We start from the raw sequence: 25,225 nt of genomic DNA on the forward strand, positions 1-25,225 counted from the left end.
GCCACCTCCGGGAGATGGAAGCCGCATGCAAGTGTCGCAGAAGATACCGCCTCTCAACGAAACGCCGGCAGCGATTAGCGCGCGAGAGCCAATCTGGATCGAAGGCGGCACCTTCGTCATGGGCTCGGACAAGCACTACCCGGAAGAGGCGCCGGCGCATCCGGTGAAGGTCGACGGTTTCTGGATCGACGTTGCGCCGGTGACCAACCGCCAGTTTGCCGCCTTCGTCGAGGCCACCGGCTACGTTACCGAGGCCGAGAAGATACCGGACCCCAAGGATTATCCGGGCGCCTTGCCGGAGATGATGCGCGCTGGCTCGGTGATCTTCGATCCGCCGAAGCGGATTAACGGCAATAGCCCGTCGCAATGGTGGAACTTCAAGTTCGGTGCCGATTGGCGCCGGCCCTATGGGCGGCAGAGCAACATCCGCGGCAAGCTCGATCATCCCGTCGTCCAGGTCTCCTATCTCGATGCCAAGGCCTATGCGGCATGGGCGGGCAAGGATTTACCGACGGAAGCGGAGTGGGAGTTCGCCGCGAAAGGCGGGCTCGAAGGCGCGGAATTTGCCTGGGGTAACGAACTGGTGCCCGAGGGCCGCTTCATGGCGAACACTTGGCACGGCCTGTTCCCGACGGAAAATCTGAGGCCCGACGGCTTCGAACGGACCTCGCCCGTCGCAAGTTTCCCGCCGAACAGCTACGGCCTCTACGACATGATTGGCAATGTCTGGGAATGGACGAGCGACTTCTGGTCGACCAAGCATCCGGCACCGGCGCAAAAGAGCTGCTGTATCCCCTCCAATCCGCGCGGCGGCGAGAGGGAAGCAAGCTTCGATCCGAGACAACCGACGATCCACATCGCCCGTCGGGTGGTGAAGGGCGGCTCGCATCTGTGCGCGCCCAACTATTGCCGACGGTATCGGCCGGCGGCGCGCCATCCGCATGAGGAAAACGCGGCGACTACCCATATCGGTTTTCGGTGTGTTCGGCGGCCCTGATCCTGCCAGAGACTTCGATTCGTTCCCGCAAGGAGGATGCGTGATGACGGCAATAGCGATGCGGTCCAACTTCGTGCCGAGCAGGTACCGTTCGCGGCTCGTCGGCCTCCTGTTTCTGCTTTCTACGGCGTTCGCCGCTCCGGTTGCTGCGATTGCGGCTGATGCGCCGGCCGACAACCTTCCGTCGTGGAATGATGGCGAGGCGAAGACGGCCATCGTCGATTTCGTCGCGCGCGTGACCAGCGAGAACGGAGCCGACTTTGTGACGCCGGAGGAACGCATTGCCGTCTTCGACAATGACGGCACGCTCTGGACGGAGCAGCCGAATTATTTCCAGGGCATGTTCGCCATAGATCGCGTCAAGGCGATGGCGCCGGAACATCCGGAATGGAAAGACAAGGAGCCAGTCGCTTCGCTTCTCAAGGGCGACATGGCGGGTGTTGCCGCTGCCGGAGAGAAAGGCATCGTCGAGCTCGTGATGGCGACCCATGCGGGCATGACAACGGATGCGTTCACCAAGACGGTCAAGGACTGGTTTGCGAACGCCAAGCACTCGCGCTTCGAGCGTCCCTATAACGAGATCACCTATCTGCCGATGCGTGAATTGCTCGACTATCTCCGGGCAAACGGCTTCAAGACCTACATCGTCTCCGGCGGCGGCATCGAGTTCATGCGGCCGATGACCGAGCAGATGTATGGCATTCCGCCCGAACAGGTCGTCGGCAGCAGCATTACGACGAAATACGACCTCGACGGCGACACGCCGGTGCTGACGCGCGAACCCAAGATCAACTTCATCGACGACGGTCCGGGCAAGCCCGTCGGGATCAACACCTTCATCGGCCGCCGGCCGATCTTTGCGGCCGGCAATTCCGACGGCGACTACGAGATGCTGCGCTGGGTGACGGCTGGCACCGGCCCGCGCTTCGGCATGATCGTGCACCATACGGACGGCGAGCGCGAATGGGCCTACGACCGGCAATCGCCGGTCGGCAAGCTGGACAAGGCGCTGACGGAAGCCGAGCAGAGGAACTGGCTGCTGGTCGACATGAAACAGGACTGGCGCAAGATCTATGCATTCGAGAAGTGAGGGACCGCCGCGCTGCGCCTTCTTCGGTGCCGCCGGGCTCGGTTGAGGGGGCAAATCCGCCGATTATTGCGTCGGCGTCAAGGCTGTCGGCGCAAAGTTACTGTTACGTACTTCCGAAACGAAGCGTCTGTTGTCACGCTAACCATCGAGGGAGAGGTCCGTCCCTGCCGCCAGCCTTGGTTGAGCGCGTTGGTGGGCCGATGTGTCGTCACGGTCCCGGGAAAATGGTCCTTGAAAATGGCGCGCCAGCCAGTGGGGTTGGCGGCACGGTCATCGATTGTCGATCAGGCGGGTAGAAAACAATGCCCAACGCAGCCGGACAGCGCGGACTTTTGAAGCTTATGCTGAAGCTTCCAGCCTTGCGTGGCCAATTGCAACTCCTGAGCGCCAAGAACCTCTCACTTGCCAATCTTTGCGAGGCCTATGAGGAAGCGAGTTCGATGCTTGACCGGCAACGCAGGCTTGATCCTCTGGATCATTCGATGATCTCGGAGTATGAATTGATCTGTCGCGAGATCGAAGAAGAGGTAATTTCGATCTGTATCATCGATTCAGGGCGCGAACCTAGTCCATTGTGATTAACAAATAGCCTTCTTGGGATCATGCATTTCATGCAAACCCCGTGAAAATTCTATGGGATTTTCGAAAGGTTCTTGCTCTGTTTTGGAATGTCTCATTTCCTTCGTGAAAATGTTTTGTGATGGCGCGATATTTTTCTTTTCGCCACTGCGGCTCTCGTCTAGAGTTCGTCTCGCGTTTGCACTCTCTTTGGGGTTGTGGGCAGCTGGGAGCGCATCATGGAAGCCAGAAATGCGGGTCAAGCAGCTTTTGGTGTCGTCGCCGAATGTCACGCACGTGCTGCACTTGATCGTATTCTTGCCGATAGCCAGTTTCACGCGACCGAGCGCCATCGGAAACTCCTGCGCTATCTGGTCGATGAATTCTTCGCTGGCCGCTCAGGGCAGGTCAAAGCCTATACCATCGCGATCGACGTTTTCGGCCGGCCGACCTCTTTCGATCCGGCAACCGATCCGATCGTGCGTGTCGAAGCCTCGCGTCTGCGCGCCGCGCTGACGCAATATTACGAGACCGCCGGCGAGAAGGTCGGGGTTCGCATCGAGCTCCCCAAAGGCAACTACGTTCCTCATTTCGTGGCGAGCGACCGCTCGCCGGCCCCTGCGGAAGGCGCAACGGCTCCCGCGGAGACGGCGAGCGAGCCGGAACAGCCGGTGGCTGTCGCGTCCGTCGCGGCACAGCCGAAGCGTCGTCCGTTCGGCCCGATTGCAGCCGCTGTCGCAGGCGTCGCGGCGATGGCCGGAGCCTTCTATCTCTCCGTCGTGGAGCGCCTTCCGTGGCAACCGGTGCTCTCAGCCAAGCCAACGATCGTCATAGACGTCGCTGCGGCCGGTGGAGCCGGCGGCGAAGAACAGCGGAAGGCGGGCGACTATCTGGTTCACGCGCTGTCGCAGTTCTCCGCGGTGCGCACCCTGGCGCAAGTGCCGGCCGCGGGTGTCGATGTTGCATCGGTTACCGGCTGGGTCGCATCGGCACCGCCGGTGAAGCTGCAGGGGAGCAAGGAGTACCGGCTCTCGGTCGCTTACAGCGCCGACGTTCACGAGCATCAGGTTTCGTGGCAGGTCGTCGATACCCAAAGCAACGAGGCGCTCCGAGCGGGCACCGCGAAGGCGGCGCTCGATACTGGCGACGCGCGAACGGTTCAGGAAAGATTGCTGGCGCGGCTCGCCCGATCGCTCGCCGGCGAGGAAGGCGTCATCGTCAGCCTGGAGGCCGCGCGGCAACTCGTGACGCCTTCGATCGGCTACGGCTGCGTGCTGCTCGCCGATGTTGCGCTGGCGCGGCTCGACGCGGAAGGCCTGGCGTCTGCGCATGCCTGCCTGGAAAAGTCGGTGACCTATCAGGCGGCCGATCCCGATGTGCTTGCAAGCCTCGCCATGGTGCTGGTGGCGACCGGTGAGGCGAGCACCTCGCCAACGGTCGCGGCCCGTGCGGTGAAGCTTGCGGACAGAGCCGTGGCGCTGGCACCACAATCGAGCCAGAGCTATCTCGCCCAGATGCAGGCCCGTTTCGTTTCCGGTGACACGGAGGCCGCGTTCCTGTCCGGTCGCCGCGCTGCGGCACTCAATCCGCTCGATGATGCCATCCCGGCCCGGCTCGGCCTGCTGCTCTTCGTCAGCGGGCAATATTCGGAAGGCGTGAGCCTGGCGCGGGTGGCGGAGATGGGCTGCGAGTATCTGCACCGCGATGCCGCGCTCACCCTGGCGCTAGAAGAGTACCGGAACGGCAAGTACCGCGAAGCGCTGACACGCGCGCGCGAACTCGCCAACCCCGCCGACACTGCCGTCAACCTGCTCCGCATGGCGGCTGCCGGCCAGCTCGGCCTGACACGTGAGGCAACCAGCGCGCTGGACGGGTTACGCTGGAGCAAGAGCGGCAAGCCGCGGTCGATCGAGAGTGAGCTTGCCGCGCGCGGTTACGCGCCGGACCTGATCGCGCTTCTTGACGACGGTCTGGGCAAGGCGGGCATTCGCCTCGCCGCCCTGCACTGACAGGCGGCGGGGTTGGCTGCTCAGCTCTCGTCAGCCAGCCGCACGACCAGCTTGCCGAAATTGCGGCCTTCGAGCAGCCCGATGAACGCATTCGGGGAGTTCTCGATGCCGTCGACGACGTCCTCCTTGTAGCGAACCTCGCCGCTGGCGATCCAGCCTGCCATCTCCTGGTAGAAGGCCGGCCGCTGATCGGCGAATTCACGCTGGATGAAGCCGCGGATGAGCAGGCTCCGGCTCAGGACCTCGCGCATGACGCCCGGCAACCTGTCGCCGCCCGCTTGCGGGCCGCCGGCCTGGTTGTAGTGCGCGATCAGCCCGCACACGGGCACGCGGGCGAAGTCGTTCAGTAACGGAAACACCGCATCCCAGACATGGCCACCGACATTCTCGAAATAGACGTCGATGCCTTTGGGGCAAGTGGCCGCGAGCTGCTCGGTGAAATCCGGCGCGCGGTGATCGATCACCGCATCGAAGCCGAGTGTGTCGCGAACGAAGGCGCACTTGTCCGCACCGCCGGCGATCCCGACAGCGCGGGCGCCCTTGATGCGTGCGATCTGGCCGACGGCCGAGCCGACGGCGCCGCTGGCGGCAGCCACCACAACCGTCTCACCTGGCTTCGGCCTGCCGATTGTCAGCAGTCCCGCATAGGCGGTAAAGCCGGGCATGCCGAGAATGCCGAGTGCCGTCGATAGAGGCGCCGCCGATGGATCGAGCTTGCGCAGGTCCGCACCGCGCGACAGCGCATAGCTCTGCCAACCGGAGTGGGAGAGCACGAAATCGCCGTCGCTGAAATCGGGGTGGCGCGAGCGGACGACGCGGGCCACCGTGCCGCCTTCCATGACCGCGCCGATCTCCACCGGCTTGGCATAGGAGCGGCCGGCGTTCATGCGCCCGCGCATGTAGGGATCGAGGGAAAGATAGAGGATCTTCAGCAGAACTTCGCCTTCGGCCGGCTCCGGGATTGCCGTCTCTACGATGCGAAAATCGCTCGGCGTCGGTCGACCGGCTGGCCGGGCGGCAAGCAGGACCTGGGTGTTCTTGCTCATGATCTTTCCTCTGTAGGTACGTGGTAACATTTGCGGACGCAGCGACCGGTGCGCATTTGTGACACGAAACCGGGCGGTGACCTATCGGCCAGTTCTGACCCCGCCAAACAAAAAACTCCGCAGCCCGGCCACAAAGGCCCTGAGCTGCGGAGCCGGATACGCGATCGTGCCGTCAGGCCGCGTCGATCGCCTGACGGATATCGGCGATGATGTCGTCGGCATGTTCGATGCCGATCGAAAGCCGGACATAGCCCGGCGTGACGCCGGTCTTGAGTTGATCCTCCTCAGATAGCTGCGAATGCGTCGTCGTCGCCGGATGGATGGCAAGCGAGCGCGCGTCGCCGATATTGGCGACATGGTAGAGCAGATTCAGCCCGTCGATGAAGCGGCGTCCCGCTTCGCGTCCATCCTTCAGTTCGAAGCCGACCAGGGCGCCATAGTGGCCGTTACGGAGATACTTCTCGGCACGCTTCTGTGTCTCGCCTTCCTGGAACTTCGGGAAGATCACGCGACCGACCTTCGGATGGGTGCGGAGGAACTCGGCCACCTTGATCGCGTTCTCGTTGTGCTGGCGGATTCTGAGCGGCAGCGTCTCCAGCCCTTGGATGAACTGGAAGGCGTTCAGCGGACTGATGGCGGCGCCGAGGTCGCGCAACAGCACCGCGCGGGCGCGCAGGATATAGGGATGAAAGTCGATCGCAGCCGCCTTTTCCAGCCACGTCTTGCTCTGGTAGCTCAGGTCCGGCTCGTGCAGGTTCGGATGCCGCGCCTCATGTTCGTGCCAGGGAAAGCGGCCGCTGTCGATGATCGCGCCGCCGATCGACGTACCATGACCGCCGATATACTTCGTCGTGGAGTAGACGACGACGGCGGCGCCGTGTTCGAAGGGGCGAATGGTCAGCGGGGCTGCCGTGTTGTCGACGATCAGCGGAATGCCGAAGCGCAAGCCGACTTCGGCCACTTCGGCGATCGGAAAGACCTCGAGCTTCGGGTTCGGCAGGGACTCGGCATAGTAGGCGCGCGTCCTGTCGTCCGTCGCCCGGGCAAAGGCTTCGGGGTCAGAGGCGTCGACGAAACGGACCTCGATGCCGATGTTCTTCAGCGTTGCGGCAAAGAGTGCCCAGGTGCCACCATAAAGGCCGGCCGCGCTGACTATGTTGTCGCCGGCGCGCGCAAGGTTCAGGAGGGCGAACGCAGAGGCCGCCTGACCGGAGCCGAGGGCCAGCGCCGCGGCACCACCTTCGATTTCCGCCAGCCGCTGCTCGAAAGCGTCCTGCGTCGGATTGGAGACGCGAGTGTAGAGATGCCCCGGAGCTTCCAGCGCGAAGAGCTTGTCGGCGCCATCGGTGCCGGGGAGCTGATAGGACGTCGTCTGGTAGATCGGCACGGCGACGGCGCCGCTTGTCGGGTCGAAGCGGTAGCTGCCGCCATGGAGTGCCAGCGTTTCGGGATGCAACTGTCCGCCGGCTTCGCGCAGGCCGCTCGGTGCCTTGATCTTGATTGCAGGTTCTTCCGGCTTCTGATGAATCGTCATACCATGTCTCCTTGGCTCTCAGGTTGATCGGCGCTGTCCGGTTAATCAGGCGGGCACCGCCGCTTTTTGCTGTTCCAGCAGGTCGGCGTGGTGCTCTGCGGCGACATCGGGGTGCGAGCGCAGCCGGGACTTCAGCACGTTGCGGCCGACCTCGTGGAAGAGCGGGTTCTGCGGATCCTGCGTAACGCCGCGAACCTCGGCCGCAAGCTCTGTTGGCAGGTCGAGCACCGGGATGGTCGAGGCGAGGTTGGCGCCGAGGAAGAAGGCGACGGACAGCCGGTCGCCGCCGGCTGGGGGCGTCACCACTCGGTGGATGTTGGCGAGCAGATAACCGTTCGACGCCAGTTCCAGAAGTTCGCCGACATTGATGACGAAGGTTCCGCGCTTCGGCGGTGCGTCGATCCACCCGCCCTTGCCGTCATCGACCTGCAGCCCGCCAACCACGTCCTGCAGCAGGATGGTGACGAAACCGCCGTCCTTATGGGCGCCCACGCCCTGGTCGCTCTCCGTCTTGTCACGGCCGGGGTAGCGGATGATCTTCAGAAGTTGGTTGGGGCCGTCGCGATAGATCGGGCCGAAGACATCGGGCTTCTGGCCGAGCGCTTCCGAGAAGATCTCGATCAGACGAATGCCGAGCCCGGTGACGGCTTCGATATAGTCGAGGATCGCGGGCTTCAATTCTGGCAAGGCATCGGGGAACTGATTGGGGCCGACGAGCCGCTTCCATGGTGCATCGCCGGAGGCGGTTTCAAGCCTTTGACGCTCGGGACCGAAGTCTACCTGCTCGCGCCAGTCCTGGGTACCACGGGTATATTCGAGGCCGGCACGGTTGTAGCCGCGGAAGTGCGGCGACTTGCGCATTTCGATCGCCAGCTTGTCATCCTCGGGCAGCGCGAAGAAACGACGCGAAAGCGAAAGGATGCCGTCGATCTCGTCCTGCGGGATGCCGTGGCCTTCGAGGTAGAAGAAGCCCACCGAGCGGGCGACGCTGCGCAACTCATCGAGCGCGGTCGCCCGCTCGGGATGGCCCGCCGCAAAGCGGGAAAGGTCGAGGACGGGCAGGGTTGGATTGGTCTTGCTCAAGATGCTCTCCGTTGTTTCTTGGCGCGTGCCGCCGGCTACCGGTACACCGCGAGCGAGGCAGAGCGTGCGGCGGGCACATCGAGGTACTCAGGTGAAGACAGGGGATGCGGCAAGGGCGGCCGTGTCGGTTGACTGCAAGAGCGTACACCGCGGCAAAACGCTGGTCGTTGAATGGCCCTGGCTCATGGTACCCCCGGCTGTGTCGAGTGGTTCAAGCCTAACCCACAGCGCCGTTTATTCAATAATATCTATGGAAATTATGGACTAAAATTCGAAGGCCGGGCGAGGTAAACATTCGAACGGCGCGAGGTTCCGGGGAAATTCCGTCCGGGCCGTCGCTACTAGCGCTGGTGAACGCTCCCGCGCGTCGATACTGGCGCACGCCGATTGCAAGGTGGTAGGCGAGTGGCACTGCAAATGCCGTCACGCCTGGCCGAGCTATGCACACCGCGTGAGGTGAACTTGCTTGCAGAGCGCAAATGAAAAGCCCTGTTTTGCTTTTCTGCAAAACAGGGCTTTGTGGCGATCGGATTTTCGGGTCACCCCGGCGTTCCCGGAAACGGAGGATGACCCTTCACGACTGCGCTATTCCGGGCGGAGACGCCCTACCGGTCTCAGCAGCGGCCGAGGCTTGGTCGTGTCATCAGTTCGTTGGTGAGATGTGCTCTCTTGTCTCCGCACTCCTCTGCCTCCTTGAGCAGTGACGCAAGCGCCAACTCGAGGCAGTATTGCACGCCTTCGACATTGAGGGTCTTGGCGGAGTCGCGCGCATAGGTGACAAGGCGAGCCAATGCCAGCAGCTCCTTCTCCTTGTCTTCCGGCTCCACCGGTACAGCAAATGAAGATAGCATGATTTTCCCCAGCTCCCTATGGATCGGCCAGATCCAGTTCAGCGTGAGCAATCATAGCGTGACTGCGCGGCAGTGCGCGTGACATGAGCGTGACACACGTTGTATGGGAAAACCACGCGCTTAAGATGAAGCGTCAGGTTGACCGGACAACATCTTCCACATGCTGGTAGAATTGAATTTCCAGTCTTTGGCCACAACTGTTCGTTGGTTCGGCGCCTTGTGCAGTGCATCAAGCAAAAGCAACGCATCGATACGCTTCTGATCGACGAATTCAGCGGCAAGCAGGTCTTTGAGGCGTGTGCGATCGATGCCAGCGGCAAGGGGCGCGCGCGCGACCACCGCGGTCCAGGTGCGCTCCTTGTAGAAGATGCCGGCCGCCGCGCCGCCGATCGCCGCTGCCGCTTCCGCAGAAAGCAGTTGGCGATCCCGAAGGTGCCTGAGGGTCATGTCCACATTCACGAGTGGCAGGGTCAGCGGCAGGTGCCCGAGCTCAGCCGGGCTGTGGATCAGGGCGACATCGGCATCGTCCACCCGCTCGCATTGCGCATATTGGCGGTAGACCTCGCCAATGCCCGTCATGCCGAAGGGAGCGCATTCTGCAGCGCGCAGCGCACCCATGCTGGCTGCGCCGAAGACCTGAACGCCTTGCGTCAGCGCGTAGAGAATCTCCTTATGCCAGACCGGCGCCACCTGTTCGAAATTGCCATCGACCAGGCCGATGGCTGTCGCTCCGCGCTCGGTCGCCTGGAGAATGTCGCTCTGGACCGCAGGTGGCAGGACGGTAATGGCATCGCCCGCAATTCTCTGCGCGTCCGGCAGCGTCGGGCCCACGAAGACGATCTTCATTAGACCTCCAGCGCGCGCGTCAGCGCCCGCGCTCCGAAGCGGCGCTTGCGAAGCTCATCGGGGTTTTCGAGGTCGGGAACGAGAACCTTGACGACAGAAAACGGCATTGCCCCCTCTTCGACCAGCGGTACGACGATGGTCGAGCCGATACGCGCCTCCTCGAGCCGCCGCATCACGAAGCGCAGCAGTTCCTGCGGTCCGCGCCCGGCGTTGGTAGCTGCTGCCGTTTTCCTTTGAGGCACCGCCTCGAACAGGCGTTGCGTCTCGCTCGGAAGGGGACGGGTAAACGTCTCGGGAAAGACGTCGTCGCGGGCGCCGCTGATATAGGTGAGCCGCGACTGAGCGGCCTCCGTCACGGCGCGGATGGCGGCTCTTCCCGCCACCGGGTGCGCGCCATGGCCGATCGTCACGTCGTGGTATCGGGGTTGCCGCGCGGTCAGAATGCCGGTGCCGGCAAGGGTCGCCGTATAACAGGGGATTGCGACGTCGCTGGTCATATCGAATAGACGCAGTTGCAGGCCGCAGTCCACGATCCGCCGCTCCATCCCGTCGAGGATCGGGTCCTCGAACGATGCCGGATCAATGCAAGTCCTGAGCTTGCCGTCCAGCGGCAACAGACGCCAGAGCGTTTCGGCGTCGCGCTCGATCCGCTCCAGCAGGCCGTGCAGGATAGCCTCGGTCTCGGTGTTGCCGGAGGCAAGGCCGTCGGAGGATTGCCAATATCGGCAGCGGTCGATGGTTCGGTCGAGCGTCGTTGCGTGAAGCGGCGCCCATGTGGTGGATCCATCCGCCAGATCAAATCCGCTGAGCCAGGCGATCGTCTCGTCGTCTCCGAGATCGGCCCCGCCGGCGGCCACTAGACCCGGAAGCGTCAAGGCCCGGTCCCCACCCTCGCGCAGGGCCCGTCTGGTCGCCATTCTGAACGGAACGGAAGGCGCGCAGGCCACGGCGCGTTCGATCGCCTCCATGGCGGCCGAAATCTTGGCGTCGCTATCGCTGACGCCCTTTCCTTGATTGATGACGATCGACCGCGCATTCGGGGAAATGGCGCTCCAGACCGGGATCCCGATCTTGTCGAGCCCGGTCAGGCGCGCAAGCCGGCTGACGCCGAATGTCGGCAAAAGCGGCTCGATGCGCCGAAGGGTCTCTTCGGGCGAACAGGCGCGATCGCTGTATGAGAGCATTCCGGTCGTCGGATGACCGATACGATCATCCGACGGCCGGTCAATTTCGGTGGCCTGCGCCACGTCTCGGCGCTAGCCGTCCATGAATCCGCCGGAAACCGAACCGGACGAGGCGGCCAGCACGGCGAGGTTCACGCCCTTGTGCACTGTCGCGCCGCCGTTGCTACGCAGATCGTTGGCCGCTGCGAGCGGTCCCTGTGTCGGCGTCGGAATTAGCGTCACCGTTCCCGCATCCAGATCTGCCATCCAGAGCCTGTCATCGCCTTCCACACCAATTACCACCACTTTCGCCATTTGCCCCTCCTGGCTTTCACTGAATGAAGACGTCAGAAGCCTGCCTTGCGCAGGCCCTCGCAATAGTGGACTCGCTGCCACTCTTCCCTAAAGGGAACGATGGCCATCCATTTGTCGAGATCAAAATCCGGATGCACGTCGAATGTCTTGCGGACGAATTGGCGTGCCTTCTTCTTGTTGCCAAGCATACCCCAGCTCGCCGCCGACAGCCGGTCGGCAGGCGTCGGATCGCGCATACGCTCGATATAGGCGATGGCCTGCTCGTACTGCCCGAGCGAGTAGCTGGCGCCGGCTGCGGTCCAGAAATATTCGTCCGGCGCGATCGGGTTGAGGTCGAGCGCGGCCTGGATCTTGCGTAGCCCGCCCTCGGGACGCGAGGCCTGCACCAGCGTGTCGGCGTAGCTCGCGATCACGTTGGCATGCTGCGGGCTCAGCGCCTCCGCCTTGTCATGGTACTCCATGCTCTCATCGAACTGTCTCAGATAGAGCTTGACGACACCGAGTTCGCGATAACCCGTTGCCAGCGTGTCATCGGCTCCCACCGCGTCGCGCGCATGCCGCTCCGCAAGTGCCAGCAGTTCGCTGTCGCCACGCGCCGTCAGCAGCCATTCGAAGAAGTAGCTGCGTGCCAGGCCACTCATCGCCGGCGCAAAGTCGGAATTCTCGTACAGCGATTCACGGAAACTCTTGCGAGCGCGCCGCACTTCCGGAAGGTTGAGCTGCTTGAGGTAGCGCTGCCCAAGCAGGAAACTGCGATAGGAGCCGACATTGGTTTCGTAGGTCTTCCGTTGTGTCTCGTTGCGCTCCACCTGGCTGGCGATCGCATAGGCGATCTGCAGTGCGATCTCCCGCCTGGAGGTCATCAACCCGTCGCCGTCGATATTGAAGCGGTCAGCCCAGATCACCTCGTCGTTGGCAAAAAAGATCAGTTGGGTGAACAGGGTCAGCCGGCTGCCCTCGTCCGTCAAACGGGTATCGAGGATGTAGCTGATGGCGTGCTTTTGGTAGGTGTTTGCCTTGTCGGACTGAAGGCTGATCTGCGCGGCCGTGTAGGGGGCGATGACCGAAACCGAACGAAGCGCGCAAAGACCGATGGTGACGTCCTCGATCAGGGCGCTTGCGAACTGGGTGGAGGGACTGTCGATCGCTCCGTTGCTCGGCGGAAGCAGCACGACACGCGGCGGACGCAAGTCGGCAGCTGTCTCCGAAACTGGAGCGAGGATCGTCGAAGCTGGCGGTCGCCATTCCGCGACCGCGGGAACGACCGGCGCATCGCTGTGCGCGATTGCCCTTGCCTCGAGGGGATTGCCCTCCAGCTGAAACACCTGGGTCAGGATCTTGCGCACATCTTCGTCGAGCGGATTGCGCTCAAGGAGCCGTGCTGCGGCCGCCTTGACCAGCTTGCGCAGGCTCTTCGTCGCTTCCGGTGCGGCTAAGAGCAGGCTTTCGCGCAGGAGCGTCATGTGCTCGCCGCGCTGCCGCTCGATCCAGCCGTGGAGCGCTTGCCCTTGCGACTTCAGATCCTTGAGGAAGTCCTCCTGGAACGTCGTCGCCGCCAGCTGGAAGCGGGCGAGGGGATCGCCCGTGTCTCGGCCGATTTCATCGAGATCGCTCTGCAGCCGATCGACGTCGAGCCCGACCGACGATTGGGAGAAACTCAGGAAATGGCAGCCCAGTTCGTCCTGTCGCGCGCTGATCCGGGAGATCGTCTTGCGCAGATTGACGAAGGCCTGGCTGGGGACGACTTCATCCCACAACAGCTTGGCAATGTCGTTTCTCGACTGCTCGCGATGTCCGCCGACGATAAAATAACAAAGGATGAGCAGACCCTTTTCCGGAAAGGCCACTTCGCGCCCGTCGGCATCGACGAGGCGCAAGAGCCCGAGGGTCTGCAGTCTGAATGTCATCCGGTCATTCCTGTCGGGCGCAAACGATTATCCGTGCAGATCCTGGGCGTGGGTCGTTCCTGCGCGGCTGCCTTCCGTCTCCGGCGTCTGGGCCACGGCGGCGACGAGCGAGATGATCTTCTTGCGCAACACCGGATCCGTGATCTTCAGGAAAGCGCGGTTGAGCGCGATGCCTTCCTTCGACGAAACGAAGGAGGAGATTTCGCTCGGTTCGCGCGTCGTGTCGCCGGCGCCGTTGCGAGCAGCTGCGTCGTCGCCTTCCTGGAAGAAGAAGCTCGGATGCACGCCGAGGATATCGGCGATCGCCTGAAGACGGCTGGCGCCGATGCGGTTGGTGCCTTTTTCGTACTTCTGAACCTGCTGGAATGTGATCCCGAGGCCGTCGGCCAGCTTCTCCTGGCTCAACCCGGCCATCAACCGACGCATCCTGACGCGGGAACCGACAAAGACATCAATCTGGCTGGGGGCTTTTGTGTTCACTTGTATTTCCTCCGCACGTAGGAGTGGTCAAATCATACATATGAGTTTGCTTGAATAAATCTCCCGATGCAATCACTACGGGCTAAAACACGGAGATTTGCAAAGCCGCCCCGGTTTTCCAGGGGGTGAGCCGGGCGATGCCGCAACGATTGGAGCACAAGCGCGCGAATTGTGGCGGATCACGCAGGCCAACTTGCCTCGTTTACGCCAAAATGCGGGGGCGCCGGGCGCGAATCGATCCGGCGTCAATGCGCTTGCGACTGTGCGAACGGCTGGGTCCCATCGTCCTCATTCAACGGCTTTTACGGTCGCCGTTACTGTTAAGTACTTGTGCTGCCCCGGCTCTTGAAGAAGCTGCGATCATACCGGCTCTATGTCCGCGCCTTACCTGCCTGCTGGCGGGATGAGGGGGCAGCGCGGAGCCGGTTCGGATTGCTGCTAGATGCCGGAGAACCGAAATGCGCAGATTGACCCTGGCCTTGACCCTGTTGGCGATTGCTTCCATGCCGGCAGAGGCCGGTCCGGCTACGACGAGCGCGTCCGTCAATTTCCGGGAAGGACCGGGCACCGGTTTCAATAGTCTGGGTACGATTGCGGAAGGCGCGGAGGTCGACGTCAAGGAATGCGACGATGCCGGCACATGGTGCGCCGTCAGCTTCAGCGGCCAGAACGGCTTCGTCAGCGGCAAGTACCTGAACGATGCCGACCCGAAGGGGCTTGGCTGGCCGCGCGCCTTCAAGACCGACAGTGGCGCGACCATCACGCTCTACCAGCCGCAGATCAACGCGTGGAAGGACTTCACCGATCTCGATGCGCTGATTGCCACCGAATACAAGCAGTCTGACGATGCCAAGCCGATCTACGGCGTCATCGGGGTCACCGGCAAGACCGCCGCCGACAGTGCATCCGGCCAGGTCGTCGTTTCGGACATCAAGATGACGGAGATCAATTTCTCCGTCCTTGACCGGAAGGAACTGGCGGATCTCGCGCTTGAGGTCGGAAAGCTGATGCCGGTCGGAACCATCACCGTTTCCGAGGACAAGTTGACGGCGAGCCTCGCCGACTACGAGCGGCTCGGCAATGTCGAAGGGCTGAAGGCCGATCCGCCGCCGATTTTTATCAGCAAGAGGCCGGCGGTGTTGGTGCAGACCGACGGCAAGGCGGTGTTCGCGCCGGTCAAGGGTGTCGAGGGCCTGTCCTTCGCCGTCAACACCAACTGGGACCTGTTCAAGGTCGATGCGGACGGCACCTATTATCTGCGCAACGACAAGTCCTGGCTGCAATCGAAAGATCTGGCCTCGGGGTGGCAGCCTGCGCCGTCGCTGCCCGACATTCTTGGCAAGCTGCCGGACGACGACAACTGGAAGGATGCGAAGGCGGCAATTCCGCCGCAACCGGACAAAGCCGTGGTGCCGGATGTCGTCTATTCGGACAAACCTTCCGAGCTGCTCGTCTTCGACGGCGAGCCGGAGCTGGAGCAGGTGCCGGGCACCGGCCTCAAGGTTGCAACCAACAGCGAGAGCGATGTCTTCTACCGCAATGCGGATTCCAACTGGTACATTCTCGTCTCCGGCCGCTGGTTCGCGAGCTCTTCTCTCGATGGTCCGTGGACCTTCGCGACGCCCAAGCTTCCAGAAGATTTCCAGAACATCCCGCAGGATGCCGCCTATTACACGGTGCGCGCTTCCGTTCCCGGCACGTCCGAAAATGCCGAAGCGCGGCTGAAGGCGAGCATTCCCGAAAAGGCGCGCGTGGCGCTTGACGGGTCGGTCACGGTCGACGTCACCTATAGCGGCGATCCGAAGTTCGAGCAGATCGACGGCACTTCGCTCACCTACGCCGTGAACACGAATGAGATCGTCATCAAGGTCGGCGACAAGTACTTCGTCGTGAAGGACGGGATCTGGTTCGTCGGCGACAAGCCGACCGGACCGTTCAGCGTCGCCAAGGCGGTGCCGGACGAGATCTACCAGATCCCGCCGTCTTCGCCGGTCTACAACGCGACCTATGTGCGGATCTACGAGACGGAGCCGGATGCGGTCTGGTTCGGCTACACGATGGGCTATCTCGGTGCCTATCTCGCCTGGGACACCTTCGTCTACGGCACCGGCTGGTACTATGACGACTATTGGGACTATGGCTGGGCCGGCGGCGGCTACTGGCCTTACTATCCGCGTCCGGTGACCTATGGCGTCGGCGCGTTCTACAACCCGGCTGTCGGGACGTTCGGCCGCTATGGCTATGCCTATGGCCCCTACCGCGGCATCGCCGCCGGTGCCGCCTACAATCCGCGCACCGGGACCTACATGCGCGGCGCTGTCGGCTACGGACCGAACGGAGACCGGGGCTTCGTCGCGGCCTATAATCCGCGCACCGGCAACGCGGCGATCGCGCGCGGCGGGCACAATGTCTACGGCAGCTGGGGCACAGCGGCCGTCAAGCACGGCTCGGACTTTGCGCGCATTTCCGGCGGTGCGACCGCGGGCGGCGCCGGTATGCATTGGCGCACGTCAGACGGCAACCATGGCTTCGTCGCCGGCGGCAAGGGTGGCGACGTCTATGCCGGGCGTGACGGAAGCGTCTATCGCCGCGACGACGGCCAATGGCAGAAGCACACGCCGGACGGCTGGCAGCCAGTCGACAAGCCGTCGATCCAGGATCGGGCCAAGGCGGGCGAACAGTTTTCTGCCAATCATCCGGATGCGGCCCAGAACCTGAATCAGCGGATCGAGACACGTCAGTCCGGCCAGGGAGCAGGCGCCAGAACATTGGACCGGGCACCCGACCATCTGGCCATCGACAACATCGGGCGACAGCTCGGCAACCAGCGTTCCTTCGAACGCCAGTCCTTCGATCAGCGCCCGCTGAACTTCCCGAGCAGCGGCGGAGGTGGCTTTGACCGCCCGGGTGGCTTCGGGGGAGGTGGCTTCGAAGGAGGTGGGTTCCACGGCGGTGGCGGCTTTCAAGGGGGCGGCGGTTTCCATGGTGGAGGCGGCTTCGGTGGGGGCGGTGGTTTCCATGGCGGTGGTGGGTTCCGTCGGCGCTGATCCGCGGCGAAACGGTGTTGGCGGAACCGCCTACAGGTATGTTAGCATTTCTAAAAATTGAGAGTCGTGCCGGTCGGGGGACCGGCGTGATCGGTGGGGGTGGTAAGCATGGGCTGTGTCGGGTCGTCGCATCGTTTTCTGGGGCCGCTTTTCGGCCTTCTTGTGTTGCTTTCAATCGTCTTCGGACCCGTCGCCAAGGGGTTTGCGCAGGAGCCGGCACCCGCCGCGCCGCCTGCCAAGGTCCAGCAACTGATCCAGCTTCTCGACGACCCCGAGGTGAAGCAGTGGCTTTCGGCGAAACAGGCGCCAGCCGCCACTGCGGCTGCAACTGAGACGCCGGCGACCGGTATCGTCGCCCGGTGGACGGCCCAAATCAGGCGCCACCTGACAGGCATCACCAATGCGGTGCCGCGCGTTCTCCCGGAGATACAGGCTGCACGGGATCGCCTGGCCGGCGACATGGAAAACCATGGGGCAGCTCCGATCCTTAAAGGCTTCTTCTTCATCCTGCTGATCGGCTACGGAGCCGAATATCTCTTGCGCTGGGTGCTGAAGCGCAGCCTTCAGGGCGCGGTCCTGACGGGGCCGGCCCGAACGATATTGACACGGGTGCTGCCGCTCATCGTTTTCGCGGCCGCCAGCATATCGGTGCTCGCGATCGCCGACTGGCCTCCGAGGCTGGAGGCGACGATCGCACCGTTGCTTGGTGCCTGGATCGGCGCCCGCCTGCTGATGATCATCGCCGCGGCTGTGCTGACCGGTGGGCCGGCAAGCGAGGAGAGTGCAGACGGGCGGGTTGGCTACATGTCGCTGACGGCGGATGATGCCCGCTTCTGGCACCGGCACAGCCTGTGGCTGATCGGCGCTGCGGCGCTGGTGTGGGGCATCGGCGATGCAATGCGGGCGCTATCCATTTCGGATGACGTACATGATCTCGTCTCCGCTGCCCTCGGTCTCGTCGTTCTGGTGCTCGGGATCGTGACGGTGGTCCGTCGGCCCGTCGGCACCGTCATCGGCTCGCGACGCATTGTCGGTAACGTCCTGTTGGTCGCCTTCCTGATCGTCTTGTGGATGCTTTGGGTTGCCGGCATGGATGTCCTGTTCTGGATCGGCCTCTACGTGATCGGCATGCCGCCGTTGCTGCGCTTCACCAGCGCCTTCACCAAGACGTTGCTGCAGGCTTCCGCCGAAGACGACGTGCATGTGATGCGCAACATCTTGATCGAGCGCGGCGCTCGACTGTTGGTCATTGCTCTGGCGGCTGGCTGGCTGGCGCTGGTCTTCAAGGTCAGTGCGACGGCGATGATGCATGACGACGCCTTCAACCGGGTGGTCCGCGGGCTGCTCGCCGGTATCGTCATTCTGCTGGCGGCAGATCTCATCTGGCAGCTCGTAAAGGGCTTCATCAATCTGCGGGTCAAGCAGGCCAATCACGCGACCGAGGACCCGGCCGAGCGCGCCCGCAACACCCGTCTGATGACCTTGCTGCCGATCCTGCGCAATTTTCTCGCGGCCTTCATCGCCGTCGTGGCGGTGCTGATGGTGCTCTCCGGCCTCGGTGTGGAGATCGGCCCGCTGATTGCCGGTGCCGGTGTCTTCGGCGTGGCCATCGGCTTCGGCTCGCAAACGCTCGTCAAGGACGTCATCAGCGGCATCTTCTACATGATGGACGATGCGTTCCGCATCGGCGAATACATCCAGAGCGGCAGCTACAAGGGCACGGTCGAATCCTTCAGCATTCGTTCCGTCAAGCTGCGCCATCACCGCGGCCCGGTCTTTACCGTACCTTTCGGCTCGCTCGGCGCGGTGCAGAACATGAGCCGCGACTGGGTGATCGACAAGTTCCTGATCAACGTTTCATTCGATGCCGATGTCGCCAAGGTGAAGAAATTGGTGAAGGGCATCGGTGCCAAGCTGCTGGAAGATCCGGATGTCGGCCCGTTGATCCTGGAAACGGTCAAGATGAAGGGCGTCGAGAATTTTGGCGACTACGGGATGACCCTGAGTTTCGCCATGAAGACGAAGCCGGGAAGCCAGACCCAGGTCAGACGCCGGGCGCAGGTGATGATCAAGGAAGCTTTCAAGGAAAACGGCATCAATTTCGCCTCGCCGACGGTGCAGGTGGCGGGCGATGAGCAGCAGCATTCTGCTGCGGCCGCCGCCGCGACCCGTGATGCCATCGCCAAGAAGAATGCGGCTGCAGCGCTCGGCGAAGGTGGCGCGCCACAGGAATAGGATTCGCAATCAGGTTTTCCAGGGGCTGGGGAGGCCGACCGTGAAACGCGTTCTATTGGGAATGCTGCTTCTCGTGGTGTTCGCGGGCGGCAGCGCCTTGGCGCAATCGAACGAGCAGTTTGTTCGGTCGATGTTCGTTCCCCACAAGGACGACTTCGACGGGATGGAAAAGCGACGTGTGATCCGCATCATCGTTCCCTTCAGCAAGACGATCTATTTTGTCGACCGCGGCCAGCAACTTGGCACGGCTGTTGAATTCGGGACGGCGCTTGAAAACGAGCTCAACAAGGACCGCAAGAAGCAGATCGACAAAATCCGCATCGGTTTCGTGCCGATGCCGCGGGCAAGACTTCTGTCGGCACTGGAAGAGGGGCTCGGTGATATCGTCATGGCGAACCTGACGATCACGGAAGCGCGGCTCGCCAAGGTGGATTTCACCGCGCCACTCTACGGCGAAGCCAAGGAAGTCCTCGTCACTGGCCCATCCGCTCCCGCAATCGCCGGTCTTGATGACCTGAGCGGACAGGAAATCCATGTGCGCCGTTCGAGCAGCTACTACGAGCATCTGGCGGCCCTGAGTGCAGATTTCGAAAAGGCCGGCCGCCCGCCGATTGCCTTGAACGACATGGACGAGAACCTGGAGGACGAAGACGTTCTGGAGATGATCAACGCCGGACTGCTGCCGTGGACGGTCGTCGACATGTACAAGGCGAACATCTGGGCGAAGGTCTTCACCGACCTCAAGGTGAGAGAGGATATCGCCGTCTCCGATCACGGTGAAATCGCCTGGGCAATCCGCAAGGACAGCCCGAAGCTCAAGGCCGTTCTTGATGACTTCGTCAAGGGCCATAAGATCGGCACCACCTTCGGCAACATCCTGAGAAACACCTATTACAAGGGCGACAAGATGCTGAAGCGGGCCTATGCGCCCGATGACGTCGAACGTTTCAAGCAACTCGTCGAGATCTTCCGCAAGCACGGAAGCACCTATTCTTTCGATCACCTGATGCTGATGGCGCAGGGTTACCAGGAATCGCAACTCGACCAGACCCGGCGTAGCCAGCGTGGCGCAGTCGGCATCATGCAACTGCTGCCGTCGACTGCAGCGGACAAGGCCGTTAACATCCGCGGCATCGACAAGGACGAGAACCTGAACGTCGAAGCCGGATCGAAGTATCTGCGTTTCCTGGTCGATACCTATATCAACGATCCGGCCGTGACGCCGCGTGACCAGTTGCTGTTTGCCTTCGCGGCCTACAATGCCGGGCCCGGGAACCTGCGGAAGTTCCGGGCAAAGGCCAGCGAAATGGGGCTCGATCCGAACCTCTGGTTTGGCAATGTCGAAAACGCCGCGGCCGCGATCGTTGGGCGCGAGACGGTTCAATATGTCAGCAATATCTATAAGTACTATGTCGCCTACAGCCTGCTTGCGGCCCATGATGCTGACACGGCCGCGACGAAAATCGAAAACAAGACGGCGACCACCGCGCCATAGGCGCAGGTGTTGCTCGCCAGTAGTGGAGGTCTCGAAATGGTCTTGGTGAAGAGCAACTCGCTGGTGAGACGGTCGGCGGCCTTCCTTTGCCTTTGCGCTCTGACACTTGCGGGCTGCACGACCCCGGATCTTGAACCGATCCCCGGCAGCATCACCTATGGAGGCCAGCCGCGGACGAAGCTGACGAAGGCGCCCGTGGGCAGCATCGTCCCGCACCGTTTCACCAGCGGCAACAGTTTCGTCCAGGAGACCTATGTCATTCAGCCGGACCGCACGCTGAAACTCATCCGTCGCGACTACTATGATCTGCCGATCGATCGATGAACCGGGCATGGGTCCCGGGCTCGGTTGGTTGACAGTCCCGCGTCGACACATGATAGCTCGCAGCGGATGAAGATCGCTTTTTACGCACCATTGAAATCGCCCGAACATCCGGTGCCTTCCGGCGACCGGCTGATGGCGCGCATGCTGCTCGCAGCACTTCGGGCCGATGGACATGCGGTTGCGATTGCATCGGACCTGCGCAGCTTCACGGCCAAGGCGTCGAACGAGGAATTTGCCGAACTGGAACGCGCGGCGGAGGCCGAGACCGCGCGCCTTCGGAAGCTCTGGCGTCACGAGGGCGCACCCGACCTCTGGTTCTGCTACCATCCCTATTACAAGGCGCCCGACCTTCTCGGGCCCGCGCTCGCGGACGAATTTTCCATTCCCTATGTCACCGCAGAAGCGTCCTACTCGATACGGCGGAACGAGGGTGTCCGGGCCATTGCCCAGCGCCGGGTTCTTGCCGCCATCGAGAAGGCGGCCGTCAATATCTGCCTGACGCGCCGCGACCGCGACGGCCTTCTCGAAGCCGCACCGTCGTGTCGGCACGCTATGCTCGCGCCATTCATCGACGCGTCTCCCTTCAGTGAGAGCGAGCCGTCGGCTGGTGCCGCCTGCCGGATGGTCGTGGTCGCGATGATGCGAAGCGGCGACAAGACGGATAGTTACCGCATGCTGGCGCAGGCGCTGGCGCTCCTTGCGGATGCCGCCTGGACCTTGACGATCGTCGGTGACGGACCTTGTCGCGACGAGGTCATGGAAGCCTTTGCGGCCTTGCCTTCCGAGCGACTGGTATGGCTTGGCGAAAAAGACGCAGCCGAATTGCCGGATATTCTGGCGAGCGGCGATCTCTATGTGTGGCCCGGCTGCGGCGAGGCCTATGGGCTTGCCTATCTCGAAGGGCAGGCTGCCGGTCTGCCGGTAATCGCGCAACACACGGCCGGCGTGCCCGAGGTGGTGCGAGACGGCGAGACTGGGCTGCTGACGCCGGATGGCGATGTGAGCGCCTATGCGGCGGCGATGCGTGACCTGATCGAGGATCCGGCTCGCCGCCGGCGATTGGGGGCAGCGGCCCGGCGGTTCGTTCACGAGGAGCGCTCGTTTCATGCTGCCGCGCGACGGCTTCGCTCGATTTTCGATGAATTCCTGGAGACGCCGAGATGACAGAGGAAGTCCATTGGCAGCGCCTTGCTGCGGAACTCGATCGCATCGCGGCGTCGGGGCGGCAGGTGGATTTCTGGCTACGTGACGATGATGCAGCCGAGCCGACTGTGGCGCTCGATCGTCTGCTGTCGCTGGTCGACCGGCATGCGCTTGCCGTCGTTCTCGCCGTTCCGCCGGCCCTAACCGGCGAAGCGCTCGCGCGCCGTCTGGATGGGCTCGCGCATGTCAGTGTCGCCGTACATGGATGGGCGCATCGCAATCATGCGCTGCCTGAAGAAAAGAAGCAGGAGCTCGGTGCGCACCGGCCGCGGGCCGCCGTGCTCAACGAACTCGAGCGCGGTTACGACCGCCTGCGGACGCTTTTCCCTGACGGTTTCGTGCCGATGCTCGTTCCGCCGTGGAACCGCATCGACAAGTCTCTGCTGGATGCCTTGCCCGAAATCGGGTTCACGGTGCTTTCGGTCTTCGGGCCAGAGAAGCCATCGCCGTTCAAGCTGGCCAACACCCATGTCGACGTCATGGACTGGCGCGGTACGCGCGGCTGTCGCGACCATGCATCGATCGTCGCCGATATCATTGCAAGGCTCAGGCAGGTCTGTGGCGATGTCGAGGAAAGGGCGGATCAGAAGGGCCGCACGATCGGCGTGCTGACGCATCATCTGGTTCACGACGAGGGCGTTTGGGCGTTCCTCGAAAAGCTCTTCGCGGCGACGAGCAGGCACCCGGCCTGTCGCTGGCTCGCCGGCCGCGAGATTACTACAGCTCGATGATCTGTCCGTCGCGGGCGGCAAAGGCGCCGGCGAAGGTTGTCTTAACGTCGCGTTCCATTGCCGTCAGCGCCTCGTCGGTGCGCGACGGATCGTGATGGAACATGGCGAGTTGCTTGACGTCGGCGGCCATCGCCAGGCGGGCACCATGCATGCCGGTCGAGTGCCCGTAGCCCTGAAAATGGTCCATCTCGCTCTCGAGATAGGTGCAGTCATAGACCATCAGATCACAGCCGGCGATCAGTTCAAGAACGGCGGGATCGAGAATGCCGGGCTCATGCTCGGTATCGTAGACGAGAGCGACGGCGCGACCGTTCCACTCGACGCGGTAGCCGACACAGCCGCCCGGATGATTGAGGCTTGTTGTGCGGATCGTGATCCCCGCGCGCGGCGTCAGGACGTCACCGGGTTTGAAATCCATGCCGTCGAGGCTTGCCTGACAGATATCCGGATCCACGGGGAACCACGGCGGCCGCATGAAGTCGCGGATCATTTCCTTCGTGGTCATAGTGCCGTGCAGGTGGCCGGACCAGAAGCGCACCGAGTTCTGACACTTGTAGATCGGTTTGAAATAGGGGAGGCCGATGATGTGGTCATAGTGGCTGTGGGTGAAGAAAAGGTCGAACTGGTCGATGCCTTCGGCGATCAGCGAGTAACCGGCCTCACGTATTCCCGACCCTGCATCGAAAAGCAAAACGTCCTTGCCGCATCGAATCTCGATGCAGGACGTATTCCCTCCATAGGCGACGTATTGTTGGCCGGATACCGGCAAACTTCCTCTTACGCCCCAGAACCGCACTCGAAAGTTGTCGTCACGCATTCATTTCGGCTTCACTACGCACGCTCGGACCATTTTGATCCTTGTGTGACTGTTAAACAAGCACAGATGGCCACACCCCTGCAATGCCATGGGTTATTATTTGGAAAGTAACCTTAGCGTCGCCAAGAGTGACCGATTGAAAATCGCCCGACGGAACCGCGTTTCAGCGGGAATCGTCGGATCGATGGCTCGCCCTTAGCAACGGCATATGAAACTTTTTGTTGCGCTCTTACGTGGATTGTCTATCGAACGCAGTAACGCAGGGAACAGGTTACGCATGGTTGAGGCAACGGACGGGCGGTTCTACGACAGCGTACCTCTCTTCGATGCGTTCGAGGGGGTGACGGACGAGGCCAACTATCGCCCGCTGCCGGATGGCTGGGTCCTTGCCGTTGCCGACATCGTCAACTCGACCGGCGCGATTGCCGAAGGTCGCTACAAAACTGTGAATATGGCAGGCGCCAGTGTGATCTCGGCGTTGATGAACGCGCTCGAAGAAAAGTCGATGCCCTTTGTTTTCGGGGGTGACGGTGCACTCGCCGCACTGCCGGCTCCAATGGAGGGCCGCGCACGCGCCGCACTCTCTGCCGTTAAGACCTGGGTTGCCGAGGAGCTTGGCCTCGAATTGCGCGCCGCTTTGGTGCCGGTCAGTGATATCCGGGCCAACGGCTTCGACATGCGCGTCGCCCGCTTCAAGGCGAGCGAGGAAGTCTTCTATGCGATGTTTGCGGGCGGCGGCGCCAGTTGGGCGGAGGCGGCGATGAAGGCGGGACGCTATCCCGTCGGTCCTGCGGCCGCCGGTACCCGGCCCGATCTGACCGGGCTCTCCTGTCGCTGGAACCCGATCGAGTCCCGCCATGGCACCATAGCCTCGATCATCGCCGTGCCCGGACAGAAGGGCAATGGGCCGGAGTTCCAGGCGTTGATCGCCGATATTGTCGCGTTGGCCGACGAGGAAGAGCGCAACGGTCATCCTGTTCCTGAGCTTGGGCCGCGGCCGCGGTTCTCTTTCAAGGGCATCGACGCCGAGACGCGGGCCGTGGCGCCGAAGGGGCAGCGCTTTTTCGCCCGTTGCTTCATCACCGTGCAGACACTGGCGCTGTTTGTATGTCTCAAGATGGGTTGGAATCTCGGGACGTTCGACACGACCCGCTACCGCCGCGACCTCGCCGACAACACGGATTTCCGCAAGTTTGACGACGGGTTGAAAATGACGATTGACATCAGCGCCGATCGGCTAGAGCGGATCGAAGCGCGGCTAAGGCAGGCCGAGGCAGCGGGCGTCGGGCACTATGGACTGCATCAACAGGATTCGGCGCTCATGACCTGCATCGTTCCGACGCCTATGACGCGGGACCACATGCATTTCGTCGACGGCGCGTCGGGCGGCTATGCAGTCGCCGCAAGCAAGCTCAAGGCAACGTTGGCGCGGGTTCATACTGCCTAGCAACGACGCCGAGATGCCGTCCGGTCTGCGGCCCTCGGCGAACCCGG

21 protein-coding genes are annotated in these 25,225 nt (G+C 62.6%); 11 read left to right on the forward strand and 10 right to left on the reverse strand.

The genetic code is table 11. The annotated features are described in order from the left end of the window. Positions 1-25: 25 nt before the first annotated feature. From LAC81_RS31530 to LAC81_RS31545, 4 genes are all read left to right on the forward strand, one after another. Positions 26-997: a formylglycine-generating enzyme family protein gene (locus LAC81_RS31530; RefSeq protein WP_223728585.1), complete on the forward strand. Its 972-nt coding sequence runs from the start codon at positions 26-28 to the stop codon at positions 995-997. Positions 998-1,055: 58 nt separating this feature from the next. Continuing rightward, positions 1,056-2,087 (forward strand): HAD family hydrolase, encoded by a 1,032-nt coding sequence (locus LAC81_RS31535; protein WP_419195909.1) that lies wholly within the window; start codon positions 1,056-1,058, stop codon positions 2,085-2,087. Between the two features lie 302 nt (positions 2,088-2,389). Further along, positions 2,390-2,665, forward strand: coding sequence for a hypothetical protein (locus tag LAC81_RS31540; protein WP_223728587.1), 276 nt, complete (start codon positions 2,390-2,392; stop codon positions 2,663-2,665). A gap of 219 nt (positions 2,666-2,884) precedes the next feature. Then, positions 2,885-4,654 carry a hypothetical protein gene (locus tag LAC81_RS31545; RefSeq protein ID WP_223728588.1) on the forward strand — a complete coding sequence of 590 codons (1,770 nt, stop codon included), beginning with the start codon at positions 2,885-2,887 and terminating at the stop codon, positions 4,652-4,654. A 20-nt stretch (positions 4,655-4,674) separates the two neighbouring features. Here LAC81_RS31545 and LAC81_RS31550 read toward each other — a convergent pair whose 3' ends face one another. The 9 genes from LAC81_RS31550 to LAC81_RS31590 form a co-directional block, all read right to left on the reverse strand. Beyond that, entirely contained in the window at positions 4,675-5,700 is a 1,026-nt protein-coding gene (locus LAC81_RS31550; protein WP_223728589.1) for an NADP-dependent oxidoreductase, read from the reverse strand. A gap of 172 nt (positions 5,701-5,872) precedes the next feature. Then, positions 5,873-7,234 carry an O-acetylhomoserine aminocarboxypropyltransferase/cysteine synthase family protein gene (locus tag LAC81_RS31555; RefSeq protein WP_223728590.1) on the reverse strand — a complete coding sequence of 454 codons (1,362 nt, stop codon included), beginning with the start codon at positions 7,232-7,234 and terminating at the stop codon, positions 5,873-5,875. A gap of 45 nt (positions 7,235-7,279) precedes the next feature. Next, positions 7,280-8,317, reverse strand: coding sequence for an isopenicillin N synthase family dioxygenase (locus LAC81_RS31560; RefSeq protein WP_419195857.1), 1,038 nt, complete (start codon positions 8,315-8,317; stop codon positions 7,280-7,282). Between the two features lie 614 nt (positions 8,318-8,931). Next, positions 8,932-9,168: a hypothetical protein gene (locus LAC81_RS31565; protein ID WP_113535723.1), complete on the reverse strand. Its 237-nt coding sequence runs from the start codon at positions 9,166-9,168 to the stop codon at positions 8,932-8,934. A 120-nt stretch (positions 9,169-9,288) separates the two neighbouring features. Continuing rightward, positions 9,289-10,014, reverse strand: a complete 726-nt coding sequence (locus LAC81_RS31570) for a TfuA-like protein (RefSeq protein ID WP_223728591.1) — start codon at positions 10,012-10,014, stop codon at positions 9,289-9,291. Beyond that, entirely contained in the window at positions 10,014-11,198 is a 1,185-nt protein-coding gene (locus LAC81_RS31575) for a YcaO-like family protein (RefSeq protein WP_223728592.1), read from the reverse strand. Before LAC81_RS31575 ends, LAC81_RS31570 begins: the two co-directional genes overlap by 1 nt. Before the next feature lie 72 nt (positions 11,199-11,270). After that, positions 11,271-11,492: a hypothetical protein gene (locus tag LAC81_RS31580; protein ID WP_113535721.1), complete on the reverse strand. Its 222-nt coding sequence runs from the start codon at positions 11,490-11,492 to the stop codon at positions 11,271-11,273. Between the two features lie 32 nt (positions 11,493-11,524). Further along, a complete protein-coding gene (locus LAC81_RS31585; RefSeq protein WP_223728593.1) occupies positions 11,525-13,399 on the reverse strand; it encodes an SARP family transcriptional regulator in 1,875 nt (624 codons plus the stop codon). Positions 13,400-13,426: 27 nt separating this feature from the next. Beyond that, complete coding sequence (locus LAC81_RS31590) at positions 13,427-13,879, reverse strand: helix-turn-helix domain-containing protein (protein WP_223728594.1); 453 nt, start codon at positions 13,877-13,879, stop codon at positions 13,427-13,429. A gap of 458 nt (positions 13,880-14,337) precedes the next feature. Between LAC81_RS31590 and LAC81_RS31595 the strand changes: the two genes are divergently transcribed. The 6 genes from LAC81_RS31595 to LAC81_RS31620 all read left to right on the forward strand — a co-directional run bounded on the left by LAC81_RS31595 (position 14,338) and on the right by LAC81_RS31620 (position 22,914). Then, positions 14,338-16,926: an SH3 domain-containing protein gene (locus LAC81_RS31595; RefSeq protein ID WP_223728595.1), complete on the forward strand. Its 2,589-nt coding sequence runs from the start codon at positions 14,338-14,340 to the stop codon at positions 16,924-16,926. Positions 16,927-17,034: 108 nt separating this feature from the next. Continuing rightward, entirely contained in the window at positions 17,035-19,161 is a 2,127-nt protein-coding gene (locus LAC81_RS31600) for a mechanosensitive ion channel domain-containing protein (protein ID WP_223728596.1), read from the forward strand. A gap of 40 nt (positions 19,162-19,201) precedes the next feature. Further along, positions 19,202-20,656, forward strand: coding sequence for a lytic transglycosylase F (locus LAC81_RS31605; protein ID WP_223728597.1), 1,455 nt, complete (start codon positions 19,202-19,204; stop codon positions 20,654-20,656). Positions 20,657-20,692: 36 nt separating this feature from the next. Next, complete coding sequence (locus LAC81_RS31610) at positions 20,693-20,980, forward strand: hypothetical protein (RefSeq protein ID WP_223728598.1); 288 nt, start codon at positions 20,693-20,695, stop codon at positions 20,978-20,980. 66 nt (positions 20,981-21,046) lie between these two features. Next, positions 21,047-22,144: a glycosyltransferase family 4 protein gene (locus LAC81_RS31615; RefSeq protein ID WP_223728599.1), complete on the forward strand. Its 1,098-nt coding sequence runs from the start codon at positions 21,047-21,049 to the stop codon at positions 22,142-22,144. Next, entirely contained in the window at positions 22,141-22,914 is a 774-nt protein-coding gene (locus tag LAC81_RS31620; protein WP_223728600.1) for a polysaccharide deacetylase family protein, read from the forward strand. Before LAC81_RS31615 ends, LAC81_RS31620 begins: the two co-directional genes overlap by 4 nt. Here LAC81_RS31620 and LAC81_RS31625 read toward each other — a convergent pair. After that, a complete protein-coding gene (locus LAC81_RS31625) occupies positions 22,901-23,731 on the reverse strand; it encodes an MBL fold metallo-hydrolase (RefSeq protein WP_113535713.1) in 831 nt (276 codons plus the stop codon). The two genes, LAC81_RS31620 and LAC81_RS31625, sit on opposite strands and share 14 nt — an antisense overlap. A 277-nt stretch (positions 23,732-24,008) precedes the next feature. Here LAC81_RS31625 and LAC81_RS31630 point away from each other — a divergent pair, with 277 nt between their 5' ends. After that, positions 24,009-25,178, forward strand: a complete 1,170-nt coding sequence (locus tag LAC81_RS31630) for a DUF3095 domain-containing protein (protein ID WP_223728601.1) — start codon at positions 24,009-24,011, stop codon at positions 25,176-25,178. Positions 25,179-25,225 lie beyond the last annotated feature (47 nt).

It is taken from the genome of Ensifer adhaerens, from assembly GCF_020035535.1.
Lineage (GTDB): Bacteria > Pseudomonadota > Alphaproteobacteria > Rhizobiales > Rhizobiaceae > Ensifer.